Origin of the sequence: Halomonas maura, assembly GCF_030409305.1 — a bacterium.
GTDB classification, from domain to species: domain Bacteria; phylum Pseudomonadota; class Gammaproteobacteria; order Pseudomonadales; family Halomonadaceae; genus Halomonas; species Halomonas maura.
The window spans coordinates 56,048-75,360 of sequence record NZ_JAUFPQ010000023.1; the positions used below are offsets into that span (position 1 = coordinate 56,048).

Consider the following 19,313-nt stretch of genomic DNA (forward strand, 5'->3'; position numbering starts at 1 on the left):
CGGTGGCCCTCGGCGTGGGTCGGTTTTCCCGTTCCTATCGCTTCACTCTAGTCGAGGCGGGGAGTTGAAAGGTAAGGAGGGCGCGAGCCGCCCTCTTTGCGGTAGAGTATGGGGCGAATGCCATTGATGGGCCTGTTCGCCCAGGGACGGAGGCGATGCCTAGCCGCTTGTTCGGGGCCGTCCCTCGGCAGGATGGGACCCTTGGCCCAACGCAAACGCGCAGGATGACCGATCGATGACATTGCTGTGGATCGCCTTGTTGCCCCTCCTCGGTGTACTGGTGCCGCCGCTGGTGGCGAACCGGGGGCGTCGTGACTGTTCCCTGGCCACGGCGGCCCTGCCGGCCCTGGCCCTCGTGCTGACCCTGTCCCAGGTGCCGGCCCTCAACGCCGGGGAAGCGCTGCGCTTCTCCGCCGAATGGATCCCGGCGCTGGGCCTCGAGGTGGCCTTCCGGCTGGACGGGCTGTCGCTGCTGTTCAACCTGCTGATCCTGGGGATCGGCCTGCTGATCCTGCTGTATGCGCATTACTACCTCTCGCCCGAGGAACCCTACGGGCGCTTCTATGCCTACCTGATCCTGTTCATGGCCTCCATGGTCGGCATCGTGATGGCCGACAACCTGCTGCTGTTGTGGATGTTCTGGGAACTGACCAGCCTCTCCTCCTTCCTGCTGATCGGCTTCTGGTCCCACCGCAGCGATGCCCGCAAGGGGGCGCGCATGGCGCTGGTGGTGACCGGCGCCGGGGGGCTGGCGCTGCTGGCCGGCTTCCTGCTGCTGGGTGACATGGTCGGCAGCTTCGAGATGGATCGGGTGCTGGCCGCCGGCGAGACCATCCAGGCCGACCCCCGCTTCCCGCTGATGCTGGCCCTGGTGCTGCTGGGGGCCTTCGCCAAGTCGGCACAGTTTCCCTTCCAGTTCTGGCTGCCCCATGCCATGGCGGCGCCGACGCCGGTCTCGGCCTATCTCCACTCGGCGACCATGGTCAAGGCCGGCATCTTCCTGATGGCCCGGCTGCACCCGGCGCTGGCCGGCAACGAGCTGTGGACAATGGTGGTCTCCCTGGTGGGCATGACCACCCTGCTCTACGGCGCCTGGTTCGCGCTGATGAAGACCGAGCTCAAGGGTATCCTGGCCTTCTCCACGGTCAGCCACCTGGGCTTGGTGACGGTGCTGCTGGGCATCGGCAGCCCCATGGCGGTGCTGGCGGCGCTGTTCCATATCCTCAACCACGCCACCTTCAAGGCGGCGTTGTTCATGAGCGCCGGGATCATCGACCACGAGACCGGCACCCGGGAACTGGCCCGCCTCGGCGGCCTGGCGAGGGCCATGCCGGTCACCGCCCTGCTCACCTCGATCGCCGGCGCGGCCATGGCCGGGGTGCCGCTGCTCAACGGCTTCCTGTCCAAGGAGCTGTTCTTCGCCGAGAGCCTGGAAACGCCGGTGCTCGGTGGCCTGAGCTGGCTGATGCCGGTGATGGCGACCCTGGGCGGCGTGCTGTCGGTGGCCTATTCGCTGCGCCTGGTTCACGCGGTCTTCTTCAAGCCGCCCCGCCAGACGCCCCCCAAGACGCCCCACGAGCCACCCCGGCTGATGCGCCTGCCGGTGGAGATCTTCGCCGTTCTCTGTGTGCTGGTCGGGCTCTTCCCGTCCGCGATGGCCGGCGGCCTGCTCGACCTGGCCACCCAAGCCGTGCTGCTCGAGCCACTGGAGTTCCACCTGGCCATCTGGCACGGCGTCAACCTGCCGCTGCTGATGAGCGCCATCGCGCTCGTGGCCGGCATCGGCCTCTACCACCTGCACCGCTACCTGCGGCGCTTCCTCAGGGGCTTCCACCCGGTGGACGCGCGGATGATCTTCGAGGCCAGCATCCAGCGCCTGGGACGGCGTTCGGAGGCCCTGCTCGCCCGGCTCGACAATGCCTCGCTGCAGCGCTACATGGGCCTGCTGATGTTCAGCGCCCTGGCACTGACCAGCCTGGGCCTGGTCATGGTGCCGAGCCTCGCCGGCGACCAGCCCCAGCGCCCGGTGGACGGCGTGCTGCTGACCGGGGCGGTGCTGCTGATCTTCAGCGGCCTGGGCACGGTCCTCGCCCACCGCTATCGCCTGATCTCGCTGCTGCTGCTGTCCATGGTCGGGCTGCTGGTCTCGCTGACCTTCGCCCGCTTCTCGGCCCCCGACCTGGCCCTGACCCAGCTGTCGGTCGAGGTGGTCACCATGATCCTGCTGATGCTGGCGCTGTTCTTCCTGCCCCAGAAGACCCCGCGCGAATCCTCGCTGCCGCGCAACGTGCGCGACACCCTGCTGGCCGGCGCCCTGGGCGTGGCCATCACCAGCCTCAACTATGCCGTGCTGACCCGCGGCACGCCGAGCATCTCGGGCTTCTTCCTCGACAACAGCGTGCCGGGCGGCGGCGGCCACAACGTGGTCAACGTCATCCTGGTCGACTTCCGTGGCTTCGATACCCTGGGCGAGATCACCGTGCTGGCCCTGGCGGGCCTGGCGATCTTCAAGCTGCTCAACCGCCTGAGGCTGTTCATGCCCCACAGTGACGGCGAGGGCCGGGTGTGGTCGCCGGATCGCTACCCGATGATCCTGACGACCATCTCCCAGGCGCTGCTGCCGCTGGCCCTGCTGGTCTCGGTGTTCATCTTCCTGCGCGGCCACAACCTGCCCGGCGGCGGCTTCATCGCCGGGCTGATCACCGCGGTGGCGCTGATCCTGCTGTACATGGCTCGGGGCGTGGAGTGGGCCCAGGAACGCCTCGACTTCCAGTACCAGCCGGTGGCCATCGTCGGGGTCGGCGTGGCCGCGGTGACCGGGGTGGGCAGCTGGCTGTTCGGCCACCCCTACCTGACCTCGGCCTTCGGCCACTTCCACCTGCCGCTGATCGGCGATTTCGAGCTAGCCACGGCGATGATCTTCGACCTGGGGGTCTACCTGGCCGTGGTCGGCGCCACCCTGATGATCCTGGCCAATCTCGGCAAGGTGACCACGCCGCACCGCCCGGCCAAGAACGAGGCCGCCGCCACGACCAGCGCCAAGGAGAAACGCTGATGGAAAGCCTCTATGCCATTACCACCGGCGTGCTCAGCGCCTGCGGGCTCTACCTGATCCTGCGGGGACGGACCTTCCCCGTGGTGGTCGGGCTGACCCTGCTGTCCTATGCGGTCAACCTCTTCCTGTTCTCCATGGGCGGGCTGACCACCGATGGCGCGACCATCATCGACGGCCCCCGCGACTATGCCGACCCCCTGCCTCAGGCCCTGGTGCTGACCGCCATCGTCATCGGCTTCGCCATGACGGCCTTCGCCGTCATCCTGTCGATGCGGGCCCGCGGCGACATGGGCAACGACCATGTCGACGGTCGCAAGCAAGAGGAACGAGAGGAGAACCACCGGTGATGCAGCATCTGATCGTCCTCCCCGTGGTCCTGCCGCTGCTGACGGGCCTGTTCCTGCTGCGCGGCCTCCACGGCAGTACCCGCCTCAAGCGCGTGCTCGGCGTGGCCTCGACGGGGCTGCTCGTGATCATCGCCCTCGCCCTGCTGCTGCGCGCCGCCGATGGCGAGATGGCCTATTACGCGATGGGTGGCTGGCAGCCGCCCTTCGGCATCGTGCTGGTGCTGGACCGCCTCTCGGCGATGATGGTGCTGCTCACCGCCGTGCTCGCCCTCGGCTGCGTGATCTTCGCCTGCGGCGGCGACGACGAGAAGGGCAGCAACTTCCATGGCCTCTTCCAGCTGCAGCTGATGGGCATCAACGGCGCCTTCCTCACCGGCGACCTGTTCAACCTGTTCGTGTTCTTCGAGGTGCTGCTGCTGGCCTCCTATGCCCTGCTGCTGCACGGCGGCGGCAAGTCGCGCACCCAGGCCGCCGTGCACTACGTGGTGCTCAACCTGGCCGGCTCGGCGCTGTTCCTGATCGCCGTGGGAACCCTGTACGGCGCCACCGGCACCCTCAACATGGCCGACATGGCGGTGCGCCTCGGCGAGCTGCCCGCCGAGCGCGCCGGCCTGGTCACCGCCGGAGCCCTGATGCTGCTGGTGGTGTTCGGCCTGAAGTCGGCGATCCTGCCGCTGTACTTCTGGCTGCCGCGGGCCTATGCCGCGGCCCCGGCACCGGTGGCGGCGCTGTTCGCCATCATGACCAAGGTCGGCATCTACGCCATCCTGAGGGTCTACTCGCTGATCTTCGGCGAGCGCGCCGGGGACCTGGCCGACCTCGAACAGCCGTGGGTCTGGTGGCTGTCGCTGGCGACCCTGGCGATCGCCACGGCGGGGGTGCTGGCGGCCCGCGACCTGCGCCTGCTGATCGCCTATCTGGTGCTGGTCTCGGTGGGCACCCTGCTGGCCGGGGTCGGCATGGGCACCGTCGAGGCCACCGCGTCGCTGCTCTACTATCTGCTGCACTCCACCCTGGTCACCGGCGGACTCTTCCTGCTCGCCGAGATGATCGGCCTGCAGCGCGGCAAGGCCGGCACCCGCATCGTCAAGGGCAGGCCGCTGACCCAGGGCGGCCTGCTGGCGCTGCTGTTCCTGGTCGGCGCCGTGGCCGTGGCCGGCCTGCCGCCGCTGTCGGGTGCCATCGGCAAGGCCCTGCTGCTGCAGGCGGCCACCCCGGCCCAGCAGCCCTGGCTATGGCCCCTGCTGCTGGCCAGCGGCCTGGGGGCGATGGTCGCGCTGTCCCGCGCCGGCTCGACCTTCTTCTGGCGCAGCCAGTCCGGCGAGCGCAGCGGAGAGCGCCTGTCCCGCCACCAGTGGACGGGGGTGGGCCTGCTGCTGGCCGCCTCGCCGCTGCTGGCGGCCCTGGCCGGGCCGGTCAGCGACTACACCCTGGCCACCGCCAGTCAGCTGGCCAATCCGGACAACGTCGTCGATGCCCTGCTCCCCGATGCTGGAGACGCGCCATGATCACCCCCCGTTCCTGGCTTCCCATCCCGCTGCTGTCGCTGCTGCTGCTGGTGGTCTGGCTGCTGCTGGTGCGCAGCCTGGCCGTCGGCCACCTGCTGCTGGGCAGCGCCCTGGCGGTCGCCATCCCGCTGTTCACCTATCGCTTCTGGGACGTGCAGCCCCGGGTCAAGCGCCCCGGCCTGCTGCTGCGCTTCATCCTGCGCGTGCTGGGCGACATCATCGTCGCCAACTTCCATGTCGCCTGGCTGATCATCAACCCCTGGCAGCGCTCGCGCCCCCACTTCGTCGAATATCCGCTGATGCTCGAGGAGCGGTTCACCATCACCCTGCTGGCCAATACCATCAGCCTTACCCCGGGCACGGTGTCGGCCAACCTGCGCATGGACGGCAAGACGCTGCTGGTCCATGCCCTCAACGTGAAGGACGAGGAGGCGCTGATCGCCGAGATCCGGGATCGCTACGAGCGGCCGCTCAAGGAGATCTACGAATGCTAGACATCGCGCTGACGATCAGCCTGGCCCTGATCCTGATGGCCATCGTGCTGAACGCCTTTCGCCTGGCGATGGGCCCGAGCATGCCCGACCGCATCCTGGCCCTGGACACCATGTACGTGAACTCCATCGCGCTGATCGTGCTGATGGGGCTCTGGCTCAATACCAAGACCTACTTCGAGGCGGCCCTGCTGATCGCCATGCTCGGTTTCATCAGCACCGTGGCCGTCTGCAAGTACCTGTTACGCGGCGATATCATCGAATAGGCGAACCGGAGCCATCATGACGACCTTTGTGATCCTCGAGGGCGTGATCTCCCTCTTCCTGATCGCCGGCGGGGCCTTCGCCTTCATCGGCTCGCTGGGCATGGCCCACCTGCGCGACTTCTACATGCGCCTGCACGGCCCCACCAAGGCCACCACCATGGGCATCGGCTGCACGCTGGTCGCCTCGATGCTCTACTTCGGGGTGATCGACAGCCAGCCGGTGGTCCAGGAGATGCTGATCACCCTCTTCCTGTTCATTACCGCCCCGGTCAGCGCCCACCTGCTGGCCAAGTCGGGGCTCCACCAGAAGCTCCCCCACGCCGACAAGACTCGTGGACGCCCGGCGGAACTGCGCAGCGAGGAGGTCGGCGACAAACCGGTCCCCCACCCGACCCCGGATCACCAGCACATCACCCACGAGCGATCGCCCCTGCCCCGCCGGACGGCCCGCGAGGAGTCGCAGGACGAGGGCTAGCCGGCCAGGGCGGCCGTCGCGGCCCCTAGACCCAGCCCGCGAGCTCCTGGCGGGCGATGGCCTCGAGGGCCGCGACATGGTCGTCCCGGGCGTTGAGGCAGGGCACATAGGTGAAGGTCTCGCCGCCGGCGGCCAGGAAGGCGTCGCGGATCTCCTGCTGGATCTCCTCCAGGGTCTCCACGCAGTCGGCGGCGAAGGCCGGCGAGATCACGGCGATATGCTTCCTGCCCTGGCGAGCCAGCGTCGCCACCTGGTCGACGGTGGCCGGCCCCACCCACTCCTCGGGCCCGAACTTCGACTGGAAGGCGGTGACGACGGCCCCGTCGGCGAGTCCCAGGTGTTCCTTGAGCAACCGCGTGGTCTTCAGGCACTGGCAGTGATAGGGGTCACCCTCCTCGAGATAGCGCTTGGGCACGCCGTGATAGGAGGCGACCAGCACCTCGGGCATCGACGCCGCCGCGTCATACGCCTCGCGCACCGAGGCGCCCAGGGCGGCGATATAGTCGGGGTGCTCGAAGTAGGCCGGCACCGTGCGGATGGCAGGCTGCCACTTGAGCCGCATCAGGCTGCGGAAGGCCTGGTCATTGGCGGTGGCCGTGGTGGGTGAGGCGTACTGGGGATAGAGCGGGAAGAACAGGATGCGCTCACAGCCCCGGGCCTGTAGCCGACGCAGCACGCTCTCGGTCGAAGGATTGCCGTAGCGCATGCAGAAGTCCACCTCGACCCGCTCGCCATGCTCGGCCTCGAGCCGTGACGCCAGCTTTTCCGTCTGCTCCCGAGTGATGGTCAACAGCGGGCTCTCGTCGAGGGCCTCGTTCCAGATGCTGCGATAGGCCCGGCCCGAGGCGAAGGGCCGTTTGCTGAGGATCACCAGCTGCAGCAGCGGTTGCCACAGCCAGCGCGAGTAGTCCACTACCCGCCGGTCGGAGAGGAACTCGTTGAGGTAGCGACGCATGGACCAGTAGTCGGTGGCATCCGGGGTGCCCAGGTTGGCCAGCACCACGCCGACCTTCCGGCGCGCCACGGGCGGGTGATCGACGGGGGCCTGGGCGAGGCGATCCTCGCCCGGGCGGACGAGCGCGTTGCCGACGGGGGTCTCGAGAGCTGCCATGGTGCGCGGTCCCTGTGGTGGCGTGGGGCGAATGTGTGGAGCCTACGATACCACCGCCGGAGCCGTCGGCGGAACAGAGTTATATATCAACCAGATCATGTACAATTATTGGGCAATCACTCCCCCTCCGGCGGCCGGCTTTCGCTGCTCTCCAGGCGCCGTGACGGCGGGTCACGACGTGGGGGCAAGCGTTGCCGTGGCAGCATGATGCGACGTCCGTCACTGAGGCATGCCCAGCGCACTGGATAAACATCCGGCAACGCTTTAGCCTGAATCTCATGCACTTGGAAATCACGCCCGGTCAGGCGATGGGCGAGCCGCGACGGTTTTCGCTTGCGAACCGCCGTCAATGGCCTACTAGCGGACTACGATTGTAACAGCACCCCGTAGCACTGGCCGGCCGGCGTGACGCCAGTCCCAAGGCGTGGCTGACCCCCTTGGTCACTCTCACCTATCGCTCGGAAACGACCATGGCAGAAACCCCGGACAACGATCAGCCTACCCGGGAGCCAGTCACTCCGTCTTGGCCAAACACCGTCCCCAAGTGGGCAGGCGTGGGCCTGTTCATCTACCTGTCCGTCTTCGCCCTCAGCTACGCACAACTGTTCATCGTCCCCGTCGTGCTGGCCTTCCTGTTATCGATGGTGTTCAGCCCGGTCAGGCGTGGCTTCGACCGACTCGGCATCTCCCAGGGACTGTCGGCGACCCTCATCGTGAGCTCCCTGCTCCTGGGTCTGTTCATGATCGCGGCCACGCTGGCGGTGCCGGTCAATGGCTGGATCAATGACGCACCGCAGATCGAACGGAAAATCGAAGTCCGGTTGAACGAGATATCCGGCCCCTTCAGTGACTTGTTTGCCGCCAAGGAGTCGCTCGATGAGATCACGAATTCCGACTCTTCAAATACTCAGAAGGTGGAGGTGGAAACGCAAGGCAACAAGCTCAGCGACAATCTAGCATCTCTCATCCCCACCCTGCTCACGCAGTTCATTTTCACCATGGTGCTGTTGCTGTTTCTTCTCGCCTCGGGCGACATGTTCTATGAGAAGATCGTGCATGTCATGCCAACCTTTCGCGACAAGAAACGGGCGATCCGTATCGCTCATAACATCGAGCGCAAGCTGTCCCATTATCTGTTGACCATCACCATCATCAACGCCGGCCTGGGGGTCGCCGTGGGCATCGCGATGTGGCTACTCGGCATGCCAAGCCCGCTGAGCTTCGGGATCATCGGCTTCCTCTTCAACTACATACCCTATCTCGGCGCCTTGGCCGGCATCATCATCGCGGCGGTGGTCGCCATCGTGTCACTCGACGGACTCGGCTGGGTACCGCTCGTGGTCGGCACCTACTTCCTGCTGACGACCCTCGAGGGACAACTCGTCACCCCCTATTTCGTCGGCCGTAGCCTGCGCATCAACACCGTCGTGGTCTTCCTGGCCATCTCATTCTTCGCCTGGCTGTGGTCCGTCGTCGGCATGATCGTCGCTGTGCCATTGCTGGTGGCGATCAAGACGCTGAGCGAGCACATCAATGGCCTGGAAGCGCTGGGGCATTTTCTCAGCGAGCGCTATGCAGAAAGGGAAGACCCTGTCAGCCACCGCGGCGGGAAGGGCTGAAGTATGGCAGGGTGTCTCGTCGTGTTGCATGTCATGATGTCAGCGGAATGCGCCACCGCTCGAGGCGAAGGTGGCCGCGTGCCCTGCCGGGCGCTGAGGGACAGTGACGACATCTTGCACCACCCGCCATGAAGACCCGCTGGGCGCGGATGGCGGGCGTCGGCACGACCAGCCGTTCAGAAGACCAGCGGCATGCGCGAGGCCAGCGGATCCGCGTAATGGGTCGCGCGGCCGACCATCTCGTCATGAGGCACCTGCTGGACGAGGTAGGCCCGATGGATGCCGGCACGCTTGAGTTCGAGGTAGACATCGTCCAGGGCGCGGAACAGCATCGGCTTGCCGCTGCGGGTCAGCATATGGCGCCGGCCCTCCACGTCCTCGAGCTCGACCTGGTAGAAATGGCTGCCCGCATGGCCGATCACGCGGATCTCGAAGTTGTCGTGGTCGGCCACGAAGGCCTTGAGGTCATTGAATTCCATGGATCCCTCCATCAGAAGAGTCGACTTGCCGGATCGGTCACAGCCTGAGGGTGACCGATGACACGCGCATGACCGATCCGTGTCGTAAATGTGACCGATGGAAGGATCAGGGGTTCCCGGCGCTACTGGTAGTCGGCGGGGTCGATGGCCTTGCCCAGGGAATTGCGGTCGACCCACTTGCCGGCCTTGGTCTCCTTGTAGCGGAAGACCACCCGGTCGCCGACCTGGACCGGCAGCTCCGCGTCCTCGGTCTGATAGCTGTAGCTCTCGCCGTCCACCACGATGTGGTAGCGGTAGAGGTCCGGCATGCCCAGCCACTCCTTGAACGGACCTTCCCGCTCCATCGACTGCAGCTCGCCGCGGGCCTCGAGTTTCGGGGTGCGACGACGATTGCCGCGTCGGAATCCGCCTGCCATGGTGTGCCTCCAGTGTGATGATCGGGGGTCGGATTATACGGTGACCAGCCGCTGGCTCAAGCGTTGCGCCGGCTCACTCGCCGAAGGCCTCGCCGTAGCTGTCCGGCGCCAGGTCCTCGAAGCGGGTGTACTTGCCGATGAAGGCCATGTGCACCGTGCCGATGGGGCCGTTACGCTGCTTGCCGATGATGAATTCGGCCAGCCCCTGATTGTCGGGGTTATCCGGATTGTAGACCTCGTCGCGATAGACGAAACCGATCAGGTCGGCGTCCTGCTCGATGGCGCCGGACTCGCGCAGGTCCGACATCACCGGGCGCTTGTTGGGTCGCTGCTCCAGGGAGCGGTTGAGCTGCGAGAGCGCCACCACCGGGCAGCCGAATTCCTTGGCCAGGCCCTTCAGCGAGCGCGAGATCTCGGAGATCTCGCCGGTGCGGTTCTCGGAGAAGCCGGGAATCTGCATCAGCTGCAGGTAGTCGATCATGATCAGCGCCAGGTTGCCGTGCTCGCGCACCACCCGGCGGATCCGCGAACGCATCTCGTTGGGCGACAGCGCCGCCGTATCGTCGATGAACAGCTGCTTGTCCTTGAGCAGGTTCACCGCCGAGGTCAAGCGCGGCCAGTCCTCGTCCTCGAGCTGACCGGTGCGCACCCGGGTCTGGTCGATGCGCCCCAGCGACGACAGCATGCGCAGCATGATCGCCTCCGCCGGCATCTCCATGGAGAACACCATCACCGGCTTGTCGCTGGCGATCACCGCATGCTCGACCAGGTTCATCGCGAAGGTGGTCTTGCCCATGGAGGGGCGCCCGGCGACGATCACCAGGTCCGAGGGCTGCAGGCCCGAGGTCATGTCGTCGAGATCGCGGAAGCCGGTGGACAGCCCGGTCATCTCGCCCTGCATGTTGAACATCTCGTCGATGCGGTCCACCGCCCTGGCCAGCAGATCGCTCATGCCGATCGGACCGCCCTCCTTGGGGCGCTCCTCGCTGATCTGGAAGACCAGCCGCTCGGCCTCGTTGACCAGCTCGTCGGCGGGACGTCCCTGGGGGGCGAAGGCGCTCTCCGCCACCTGGTTGGCGGCGTGGATCAGCTTGCGCAGGGTGGCCCGCTCGCGAACGATGTCGGCATAGGCGCGGATATTGCTCGCCGAGGGGGTGTTGCGGGCCAGCTCCGCCAGGTAGGCGAGCCCGCCGACGGTCTCCAGCTGATCGCGCCCCTCCAGGGCCTCGGACAGGGTCACCACGTCCAGCGGGCGCGCGCTCTCGGCCAGCCCGGCCATGACGTTGAAGATCAGGCGATGCTCGTAGCGATGGAAGTCGCCCGCCACCAGACGGTCGGCCACGTTGTCCCAGGCCTGGTTGTCGAGCATCAGGCCACCGAGCACCGACTGCTCGGCCTCCAGCGAGTGGGGCGGCACCTTCAGGGCCGCGGTTTCCTTGTCGAGCTCGAGGGATTCGTTCATGACGGCGGGGACCTTCGCGAAAACGGCCGGCTCATTCTACCCGAAGGGTTGCGCCGACCCCATGCCCCACCGGAAAAACCGCGCCGACCGCTGCCCGGAACGCGCCTCCCGGCCATGAAAAGGGGCGCGAGGATCTCTCCTCGCGCCCCCTGGCAACCGCGCCGACGCCGCCGTGACGGCGTCAGCGGATCGGGCTCACTCGGCCACGACCACCACGCGCACGGTGGCATCGACTTCGGCATGCAGGTGCAGGTCGATGTCGTACTCGCCGGTCTGGCGGATCGGGCCTTCCGGCATGCGGACCTCGCTCTTGGCCACGTCGATCCCGGCGGAGGAGATCGCTTCGGCCAGGTCGCGCGGACCGATGGAACCGAACAGCTTGCCCTCGTCGCCGGACTTGGCGACCAGCGACAGCTCGATGTCGTTGAGCTGTTCGGCGCGGGCCTCGGCCTCGGCCTTGCGCTCGGCGGCCTGGGCCTCGAGCTCGGCGCGCTGGGCGTCGAAGGCAGCGATGTTGTCCTTGGTGGCCGGCACGGCGAGACCGTAGGGCACCAGGTAGTTGCGGCCATAACCGGGCTTGACGGTGACCCGGTCACCCAGACCGCCCAGCTTGCCAATCTTGTCGAGCAGAATGACTTCCATCTCGTTAACCTCTTGTCAGTCGCTGCGGCCGAGTCGGGCGCGGAAGTCCGCGAAGGTATCCGTCAGGGCCGCGAGCAGCACGATGAGAATCATGGGCCAGGTGGTGATCAGCAACACATAGAAGGCGACCAGCCACAGCCCGTTCATTCCCTTCAATCCGATGAAACCATGTACCAGGGCGATGCCGGTGACCAGCAGCGGCACCCACAGCAGCATGCCCAGGGACGGCAGGCCCAGCAGCATGCCGACCACGCCGAGCACGAACAGCACCAGCAGCTCGCGGGGGGCCAGCCGCAGGGCATGGAATTCCTCGCGAAAGCCGCCGGGGTTGTACAGCCCGGCCTGCCAACTGCGGGCCAGGGCCAGACAGGCCACCGCCGCCAGCAGCACCACCAGGCCGGTGACGCCAGCGATCAGCAGGCCGGCGAGTTGCTCGGTGGGCATGCCCTGCCGGGCAAACTCGTCGAGCATCGCCGCGACCTCCGGCGATCCCTGGCGAAGCTGGTCCAGTACCGGCCCGGCGCCCCCCGGCGGCAGGAAGACGCCGAGCTGGATCATCGCCACCCCGGCCAGGGCGCCGATGATCAGTGCCTCGCTCCAGCGCAGCCGGGCCCGCAGCACCACCGCCATCAGCGTGACCAGCAGGATGCTGGCCAGCGGAATGACGTCGCCGCGGGTCCACCACCAACCCGCCGGGACGGCGGCGGCGACGATCACCGGCAGCGCCGGCGACAGGCCGCGTCGCAGGGTGACCAGGGCGGCGATGGCGGCCCCCAGCCAGAACAGCCAGGGGATCACCGTGGCCGCCGCGGCGCCGAGGACCGCCTGGGGCGTGCCGCGCATCATCCAGCGGGCGACGGGCAGCATCACGCCTGCGTCTTACTGGTGGCTATCGGTGTAGGGCAGCAGTGCCAGGTAGCGTGCCCGCTTGATGGCGGTGGACAGCTGGCGCTGGTAACGGGCCTTGGTCCCGGTGATGCGGCTGGGTACGATCTTGCCGGTCTCGGTGATGTAGGCCTTGAGCGTGTCCAGATCCTTGTAGTCGATCTGCTTGACGCCTTCCGCGGTGAAACGGCAGAACTTGCGGCGACGGAAAAAACGTGCCATGGGGAGACTCCTTCAGGCGTGCGAGGTGGGCTCAGGCGGACTCGGCGGTGCGTGACGGCTTGTCGTCACGACGGGCGCGCTTGTCTTCTGCCGGCTTCATCATCGGTGAGGCTTCGGTGATGGCTTCCTTGCAGCGCACGACCAGGCTGCGAATGATGGCATCGTTGAAGCGGAAGATGTTCTCGATTTCCTCGAGGGTCTCGCCGCGGCACTCGACGTTCATCAGCACGTAGTGAGCCTTGTGGATCTTGTTGATCGGGTAGGCCAGGTGACGGCGGCCCCAATCCTCGAGACGATGCACGGTACCGCCGTTCTCGGTGACGATGCTGGTGTAGCGCTCGACCATCGCGGGGACCTGCTCGCTCTGGTCCGGGTGGACCATGAAGACGATCTCGTAGTGACGCATGGGTTCTCCTTGCGGTTTGGCAGCTTCCGGTGGAGGCGCGGTGCCTTCCAGGGGAAGCAAGGAGGTGATTATCGAAATACACGACGCCCGTTCGCGGGACGAACGGGCGCCAGTATTCTAAAGACTCGCCGCCGATGGCGCAAGTCAGGAAGACGGAACACGAGTTCGCCCTTGCCTTCCCTCTTCAGGCTTCGAGCTTCGCGCGCCGCTGCCTGACCGCCTCGAACAGGCAGATCCCCGTCGCCACCGAGACGTTGAGGCTCGACACCTGCCCGGCCATGGGCAGCTTGACCAGGCCGTCGCAGGCCTCCCGGGTCAGCCGCCGCATGCCCTTGCCCTCGGCGCCCATCACCAGGGCGGTGGCCACGCAGAGGTCGGCCTCGAAGACGCTGGCCTCGGCCTCGCCGGCGGTACCGGTGACCCACATGCCCAGCTCCTTGAGCCTGGCCAGCGCCCGGGCCAGGTTGGTCACCTGGTAGACGGGCACGCTCTCGGCGGCCCCGCAGGCCACCTTGCGCACCGTGGCGTTGAGTGGCGCGGCACGGTCCTTGGGCACCACCACGCCATGGGCCCCGGCGGCATCGACGCTGCGCAGGCAGGCGCCGAAGTTGTGCACGTCGGTGATGCCGTCGAGCACCAGCAGCAGCGGCGGGGTCGGCGAGGACCAGCCCTGGAGGCGATGCCACAGCGCGGCCTCGGCCTCGAAGGCCAGCGGCGGGCAGAAGGCCACCAGCCCCTGGTGGGCGGCGCCCTGGGCGAGCCGGTCGAGTTCGTCACGGGGCCGGGACAGCACCCGGGCGCCGCCGCGGCGGGCCTCCGCCACGAGGTCGGCCAGGCGCGTCGCCGCCTCGCCTTCCTGCACCCAGAGCTCCCGAGGGGCCTCGCCCCGCTCGAGCAGGGCGCGCACCGCATGGACGCCGTAGACGGCGTCGAGACCACCCGGGGCCCTGGGGCCCCGGTGTTGAGCGTGCTTCTTCATGATGATGCCATCTTGGCGAAGGAGAAAGGAGTACCGCGGGGCTCAGCGGCGACGCGGGCCCCGGCGACGGCGCTTGCCGCCGCCGTCGTCCCCGCCGGCCTTGCCGCGGGTGTCGGCCTGGGCCGCCTCGGGCTTGCCCGCGGCCCCGCCCTGGCCACCGCGACGCTTGCGCGGCGCCCGGCGCGGCCGGGGCTTGTCGTCGGCCAGCTCGAAGTCGATCTTGCGGTCGTCGAGGTCGACCCGCGCCACCTGGACGCTGACCCCATCCCCGAGCCGGTAGCTCATGCCGCTGCGCTCGCCCTTGAGACGATGCTTCTCCGGCTCGTAGTGGTAGTAGTCGGAGGGCAACGCGGTGACGTGCACCAGGCCCTCCACGAAGACCTCGTCGAGGCGCACGAAGATGCCGAACTGGGTCACCGAGGCGATGGTACCCTCATAGACCTCGCCCAGCTTGTCGGACATGAACTCGCACTTCAGCCAGCCCTCGACATCGCGGGTGGCATCGTCGGCGCGCCGCTCGGTCATGGAGCAGTGCTCGCCGAGCTCGAGCATCTGCTCGAAGGTGTAGGGGCACCACTTGCTCGGCGGCTCCACCGAGGCGCCGTCGGCGCGCAGCACGGTATTGGTCTGGCGCGGCCCGCGGATCACCGAGCGAATGGCCCGGTGGACGATCAGGTCCGGGTAGCGCCGGATCGGCGAGGTGAAGTGGGCATAGGCCGGGTAGGCCAGCCCGAAGTGCCCCTCGTTCTGGGGCGAGTACACGGCCTGGCTCATGGAGCGCAGCATCACGGTCTGGATGATGTCGCTGTCGTCGCGCGCCTTGATGGCCTCGGCCAGGTCACGGTAGTCCTGGGGGGTCGGCTCGTCGCCGCCGCCCAACGACAGGCCCAGCTCGTTGAGGAACAGGCGCAGCTTGTCGAGGCGTTCCGGCGAGGGGCGCTCGTGGATACGGTAGAGGGCCGGCAGGTCGTGCTTGTCGAGGAAGCGGGCGGTGGCGACGTTGGCCGCCAGCATGCACTCCTCGATGATCTTGTGGGCATCGTTGCGCGAGCGCGGGACGATCTGCTCGATCTTGCGCTCCTCGTTGAAGAGGATCGCCGTCTCGATGGTCTCGAAGTCGATGGCCCCGCGCTCGACCCGGGCCTCGCGCAGCAGGCGGTAGAGGGCATGGAGGTTCTTCAGCGAGGGCACCAGTTCGCGGTGCTCCTCGCGCAGGGCCTCGCCCTGCTCGCCGTCGTCGTCGAGGATGGCGGCGACCTTGTTGTAGGTCAGACGCGCATGGGAGCGGAACACCCCCTCATAGAAGCGGTAGCGGCTGATCGCCCCGGTCTTGGAGATGTTCATCTCGCAGACCAGCGCCAGCCGGTCCACCGCGGGATTCAGCGAGCACAGGCCATTGGACAGCAGCTCCGGCAACATGGGCACCACCTGCCCCGGGAAGTACACCGAGTTGCCCCGGGTGATGGCTTCCTGGTCCAGTGGGCTGCCCGGCCGCACGTAGTGGGAGACGTCGGCGATGGCCACCAGCAGCTTCCAGCTGCCGGACTTGGTCTTCCAGGCGCAGACGGCATCGTCGAAGTCCTTGGCAGACTCGTCGTCGATGGTCACCAGGGGCACATCGCGCAGGTCGATGCGGTGCTGCTTGTCGACCTCGGCCACCTCGGCGGACATGCCGGCGATCTGGTCGTGGACCTCCGGCGGGAACTCGGCGGGGATCTCGTAGCTGCGGATGGCGATGTCGATCTCCATCCCGGGATCCATGCGCTCGCCGAGCACCTCGGCGACCTCGCCGACCGGCTGCACCCGGGTCTCGGGCTGCTTGATGATCGTCGCCGAGATCACCTGCCCATCCCGGGCCCCGCCGTTGGCCTTGTGAGGAATGATGATTTCCTGGGCGATGCGCGGGTTCTCGGGAATCAGCACGCCGAACTCGGGGGTATTCTCCCGATAGACGCCGACGATGGTCTGGGTGTTGCGGGCCAGGATCTCGACGATGGTGGCCTCGTCGCGACCGCGACGATCGCGGCCGCTGACGCGCACCAGCACGTGGTCGCCGTGGAAGACCCGGCGCATCTGCCGCGGCGGCAGCACCAGGTCGGGTTTCTTGCCATCATCGCGCAGCAGGAAGCCGAAGCCGTCCCGGTGGCCGAGCACCCGCCCCTTGATCAGGTCGAGCTTGTCGATCAGCGCATAGGCGCCACGCCGGTTGCGCAGCACCTGGCCGTCCCGTTCCATGGCGGCCAGCCGGCGACGGACCGCCTCCTGCAGGTCCTCGTCCTCGAGCCCCAGCAGCTGGCTCATCGCCTCGTGGGTGATCGGCTTGCCGTATTCCTCCAGGCGGGCCAGCAGGTATTCGCGACTGGGCGCGGGCTTGTCGTACTTGTGGGCCTCGCGGCTGGCGTGCGTATCGTCGCTGAGCGTCCAGTGATTCATGCAGGGAGCATCCTTGGCAGGGTCGGGGACGGCATGAGGGAGATGGCGCGCGGGCGCCGCGGGCATACGATGATGCGGTCGGGGTATAATGTCATGGCGGCAGTATAGCGCCGCCATGGTCTTCACCCAACCATGCACGACCGCTCCCTGCCGAGGGGAAGGGAAAAAAAATCGCGCCAGGGGCCAGCGGAGGCTTGCATCCGCGCGAGGATTCGGTAACATACGCGCCACTTGCCCAGATGGCGGAATTGGTAGACGCGCTAGCTTCAGGTGCTAGTGTCCTTACGGACGTGGAGGTTCAAGTCCTCTTCTGGGCACCATCGATACCTCGGTATCACCGCTCTTTATCAGCTCGAAATCGCTCGTGTTCGCCCAGGTGGCGGAATTGGTAGACGCGCTAGCTTCAGGTGCTAGTGTCCTTACGGACGTGGAGGTTCAAGTCCTCTCCTGGGCACCATCATCGCTCCCGCGATGACCCGCAACACGACGATATGCATGACGCGCCCAGGTGGCGGAATTGGTAGACGCGCTAGCTTCAGGTGCTAGTGTCCTTACGGACGTGGAGGTTCAAGTCCTCTCCTGGGCACCATTTCGCGTTATGCAGAGCCCCTCTCCTACATCGTTATCGCTGCATCGCACAGGCCGCACCATGTTGCGGTTTTTTTGTGCCTGCGCCTTCCCCGGACCGAGCGTGCCAGCCACGGCCCGGCGAGCCGGCCCGCCGCCTAGTCGAAGCGGCCGGGCAAGCGCGCCACCGCCTCGAGTCCCCAGCCACCGGCATCGACCCGCCCCTCCAGGACATCGGCCGCCGCCGCGGGCAGCTGCGGGAAGAAGTCCAGCCCGGTCAGCGACTCGACGCGGTCGATGCTGACCACGAAACGGTCCAGCGGCTCGTCGCCGCTCACCTCCTGCGGCATGAGGAAGGCCAGGGCCCGCGGCCGCGCCCCCGGCACCACCAGGATCTTGTAGAAGGCCACCGGCACCTCGACGAGCCCCACCCGGCGCAGCGCCCCCTGCTGGAAGCGCTCCGCGAACACCGGGCCGGTGATGACCTGCAGGGCCCCGACCCGTGGCACGAAGCGATCGATCACCACCTCCTCGAGACGCTGCCAGAGCCGTCGATTGAGGGAGGGGCGCTGGGGCACCATGTTGCTCATCAGGAAGGTGTCACGCTGGGCGCCGCGGCCATGCACGGCGGCGATGGCATAGTTGGGGGCCAGGTGGCCGCGGTCGTAGCCGCTGCCCAGGTAGCTGTCCGGGGTGACCGGCCAGAGGGTGCGCCAGTCGCGGCGAAAGCCGGGACGCTCGCCGATGCGGGCGTCCTCGGTGGCGGCCAGGCGGTAGCTGACCCACAACGGGCTGACCCGCACGTCTGACCAGCCCACCAGGTAGCCGTCGTTGCGCAGCACCCGATGCAGGCTCAGGGGCGTCAGCCGCTGCCAGTCGGGCACACCCATCCAGCTGAGACCGTCACGGACCTCGCGCTCCTCGGCATACCACAGGCCGCTACCCACCGCGGCGAAGAGCACGGCGATGGCGGCCCGGCGCATCAGGGGGCGCAACCGGGACACGGCGGAACGACGACGCGGCGGCATGACCGGAGCGGGGCGCCGGCGGGGCTTACCAGCCCAGCGAGAACATGGTCTCGAGGTCGTGGCGGGAGTGCACCTGCATGGCGTTGAGGGTCTCGGTCTCGCGAATGCCCTCCACCTCGTTGAGGCGCCCGGTGACCAGCTCGGCAAGGCTCTCGAAGTCCCGGGTGCGGGCGATGGCGACCAGGTCATAGCGGCCACAGGTGGAGAACACCTCGCTGATGCCTTCGACATCGGCCAGGCGCTCGGCCACGGCCTTGACCTGGCCCTTCTCGGCATTGATCAGGATCACGGCGTTCTGCATCGGGCACTCTCCGTCTGAAAGGGATTCTCCGCGGCGGTCAGCAGCCCGCCGTTGCCACGAGTATACCAGCGACGCCGGCCCGGCAGAATCGCCGCCGCGCGCGTGGCGGATTGCCGCAGCATTCGCCAGCACCCGGCCGAGTGACTACCATGAAGCGATAAACTCCGCGGGCTCGCGCCTGTCGGATCGAGAGGTGGGCTCACCACCCGACCAGAAGAACGGCCGGACCACCGGCCAGCGCGTCCAGACCAAGACCGATGATGACTAAGGAGAGACCATGGCCAATCACAGCCGTCGTGATTTCATGCGCCACAGCCTGCTGGGCCTCGCCGCCCTGCCGCTGGGCGCGGGCATCCTGTCCAGGTCCGCCTTCGCCCAGGAGCTGACGCCCCTGGACCCGAACAGCGAGCAGGCCAAGGCCCTGAACTACGTGGAAAACGCCAGCGAGGCCAGCGACCACCCGGCCTATGCGGAAGGCGAGAACTGCGCCAACTGCATGTTCTTCAACGCCGACAACCAGGGCTGCCAACTGTTCCCGCAGAATAGCGTGAACCCCGAGGGCTGGTGCCAGTCCTGGACCGCCAAGGCCTGACCCCTCCCCCAACGCACGAGACCCGCACC

The 19,313-nt window shown here is 67.3% G+C and carries 20 protein-coding genes and 3 tRNA genes; 11 read left to right on the forward strand and 12 right to left on the reverse strand.

Going from position 1 to position 19,313, the window contains the following annotated elements; genetic code table 11:
* Positions 1 to 235: 235 nt before the first annotated feature.
* Genes QWY76_RS15045 through QWY76_RS15070 form a run of 6 tightly spaced genes read left to right on the forward strand, consistent with a single transcriptional unit; the run spans position 236 to position 6,142 of the window.
* On the forward strand, positions 236 to 3,055 hold the full coding sequence (locus QWY76_RS15045) for a monovalent cation/H+ antiporter subunit A (protein WP_290312120.1): 2,820 nt from the start codon (positions 236 to 238) through the stop codon (positions 3,053 to 3,055).
* Positions 3,055 to 3,402, forward strand: coding sequence for a Na+/H+ antiporter subunit C (locus QWY76_RS15050; RefSeq protein WP_290312122.1), 348 nt, complete (start codon positions 3,055 to 3,057; stop codon positions 3,400 to 3,402). Before QWY76_RS15045 ends, QWY76_RS15050 begins: the two co-directional genes overlap by 1 nt.
* Positions 3,399 to 4,910 (forward strand): monovalent cation/H+ antiporter subunit D, encoded by a 1,512-nt coding sequence (locus QWY76_RS15055; protein ID WP_290312123.1) that lies wholly within the window; start codon positions 3,399 to 3,401, stop codon positions 4,908 to 4,910. The genes QWY76_RS15050 and QWY76_RS15055 overlap by 4 nt, the downstream gene beginning before the upstream one ends.
* Positions 4,907 to 5,404, forward strand: a complete 498-nt coding sequence (locus QWY76_RS15060) for a Na+/H+ antiporter subunit E (protein WP_290312124.1) — start codon at positions 4,907 to 4,909, stop codon at positions 5,402 to 5,404. Before QWY76_RS15055 ends, QWY76_RS15060 begins: the two co-directional genes overlap by 4 nt.
* A complete protein-coding gene (locus tag QWY76_RS15065) occupies positions 5,398 to 5,667 on the forward strand; it encodes a K+/H+ antiporter subunit F (protein WP_290312125.1) in 270 nt (89 codons plus the stop codon). The genes QWY76_RS15060 and QWY76_RS15065 overlap by 7 nt, the downstream gene beginning before the upstream one ends.
* Before the next feature lie 16 nt (positions 5,668 to 5,683).
* Complete coding sequence (locus QWY76_RS15070; protein WP_290312126.1) at positions 5,684 to 6,142, forward strand: Na+/H+ antiporter subunit G; 459 nt, start codon at positions 5,684 to 5,686, stop codon at positions 6,140 to 6,142.
* A gap of 25 nt (positions 6,143 to 6,167) precedes the next feature.
* On the opposite strand, the gene hemH is transcribed toward QWY76_RS15070, so the two are convergent.
* Positions 6,168 to 7,253 (reverse strand): ferrochelatase, encoded by a 1,086-nt coding sequence (gene hemH, locus QWY76_RS15075; RefSeq protein WP_290312127.1) that lies wholly within the window; start codon positions 7,251 to 7,253, stop codon positions 6,168 to 6,170.
* Between the two features lie 470 nt (positions 7,254 to 7,723).
* Between hemH and QWY76_RS15080 the strand changes: the two genes are divergently transcribed.
* Positions 7,724 to 8,872 carry an AI-2E family transporter gene (locus QWY76_RS15080; protein WP_290312128.1) on the forward strand — a complete coding sequence of 383 codons (1,149 nt, stop codon included), beginning with the start codon at positions 7,724 to 7,726 and terminating at the stop codon, positions 8,870 to 8,872.
* A 176-nt stretch (positions 8,873 to 9,048) separates the two neighbouring features.
* Here the strand turns inward: QWY76_RS15080 and QWY76_RS15085 are convergent, their stop codons facing one another.
* The 9 genes from QWY76_RS15085 to rnr form a co-directional block, all read right to left on the reverse strand.
* On the reverse strand, positions 9,049 to 9,351 hold the full coding sequence (locus tag QWY76_RS15085; protein WP_290312129.1) for a DUF6482 family protein: 303 nt from the start codon (positions 9,349 to 9,351) through the stop codon (positions 9,049 to 9,051).
* 122 nt (positions 9,352 to 9,473) lie between these two features.
* Positions 9,474 to 9,767, reverse strand: coding sequence for a hypothetical protein (locus tag QWY76_RS15090; protein ID WP_290312130.1), 294 nt, complete (start codon positions 9,765 to 9,767; stop codon positions 9,474 to 9,476).
* A 73-nt stretch (positions 9,768 to 9,840) separates the two neighbouring features.
* The gene (dnaB, locus tag QWY76_RS15095) at positions 9,841 to 11,229 is read right to left on the reverse strand and encodes a replicative DNA helicase (protein ID WP_290312131.1); all 1,389 of its coding nucleotides are present in this window, start codon (positions 11,227 to 11,229) and stop codon (positions 9,841 to 9,843) included.
* 195 nt (positions 11,230 to 11,424) lie between these two features.
* Complete coding sequence (rplI, locus tag QWY76_RS15100) at positions 11,425 to 11,871, reverse strand: 50S ribosomal protein L9 (RefSeq protein WP_290312132.1); 447 nt, start codon at positions 11,869 to 11,871, stop codon at positions 11,425 to 11,427.
* A 15-nt stretch (positions 11,872 to 11,886) separates the two neighbouring features.
* Positions 11,887 to 12,738: a hypothetical protein gene (locus QWY76_RS15105; RefSeq protein WP_290312519.1), complete on the reverse strand. Its 852-nt coding sequence runs from the start codon at positions 12,736 to 12,738 to the stop codon at positions 11,887 to 11,889.
* A gap of 12 nt (positions 12,739 to 12,750) precedes the next feature.
* Positions 12,751 to 12,978, reverse strand: coding sequence for a 30S ribosomal protein S18 (gene rpsR, locus QWY76_RS15110; protein WP_016853668.1), 228 nt, complete (start codon positions 12,976 to 12,978; stop codon positions 12,751 to 12,753).
* A gap of 31 nt (positions 12,979 to 13,009) precedes the next feature.
* A complete protein-coding gene (gene rpsF, locus QWY76_RS15115; RefSeq protein WP_290312133.1) occupies positions 13,010 to 13,384 on the reverse strand; it encodes a 30S ribosomal protein S6 in 375 nt (124 codons plus the stop codon).
* A gap of 184 nt (positions 13,385 to 13,568) precedes the next feature.
* On the reverse strand, positions 13,569 to 14,363 hold the full coding sequence (gene rlmB, locus QWY76_RS15120; RefSeq protein WP_290312134.1) for a 23S rRNA (guanosine(2251)-2'-O)-methyltransferase RlmB: 795 nt from the start codon (positions 14,361 to 14,363) through the stop codon (positions 13,569 to 13,571).
* A gap of 42 nt (positions 14,364 to 14,405) precedes the next feature.
* Positions 14,406 to 16,796, reverse strand: a complete 2,391-nt coding sequence (gene rnr, locus QWY76_RS15125) for a ribonuclease R (protein ID WP_290312135.1) — start codon at positions 16,794 to 16,796, stop codon at positions 14,406 to 14,408.
* A 233-nt stretch (positions 16,797 to 17,029) separates the two neighbouring features.
* Between rnr and QWY76_RS15130 the strand changes: the two genes are divergently transcribed.
* From QWY76_RS15130 to QWY76_RS15140, 3 genes are all read left to right on the forward strand, one after another.
* Positions 17,030 to 17,116 (forward strand) — tRNA-Leu (locus QWY76_RS15130).
* Between the two features lie 50 nt (positions 17,117 to 17,166).
* Positions 17,167 to 17,253: transfer RNA gene (locus QWY76_RS15135), tRNA-Leu, on the forward strand.
* Positions 17,254 to 17,298: 45 nt separating this feature from the next.
* Positions 17,299 to 17,385 (forward strand) — tRNA-Leu (locus QWY76_RS15140).
* A 136-nt stretch (positions 17,386 to 17,521) separates the two neighbouring features.
* On the opposite strand, the gene QWY76_RS15145 is transcribed toward QWY76_RS15140, so the two are convergent.
* Positions 17,522 to 18,391 carry a DNA/RNA non-specific endonuclease gene (locus tag QWY76_RS15145; protein WP_290312136.1) on the reverse strand — a complete coding sequence of 290 codons (870 nt, stop codon included), beginning with the start codon at positions 18,389 to 18,391 and terminating at the stop codon, positions 17,522 to 17,524.
* 25 nt (positions 18,392 to 18,416) lie between these two features.
* Positions 18,417 to 18,692, reverse strand: coding sequence for an Lrp/AsnC family transcriptional regulator (locus QWY76_RS15150; RefSeq protein ID WP_183382784.1), 276 nt, complete (start codon positions 18,690 to 18,692; stop codon positions 18,417 to 18,419).
* Positions 18,693 to 18,969: 277 nt separating this feature from the next.
* Between QWY76_RS15150 and QWY76_RS15155 the strand changes: the two genes are divergently transcribed.
* Positions 18,970 to 19,284, forward strand: a complete 315-nt coding sequence (locus QWY76_RS15155) for a high-potential iron-sulfur protein (RefSeq protein WP_290312137.1) — start codon at positions 18,970 to 18,972, stop codon at positions 19,282 to 19,284.
* Positions 19,285 to 19,313 lie beyond the last annotated feature (29 nt).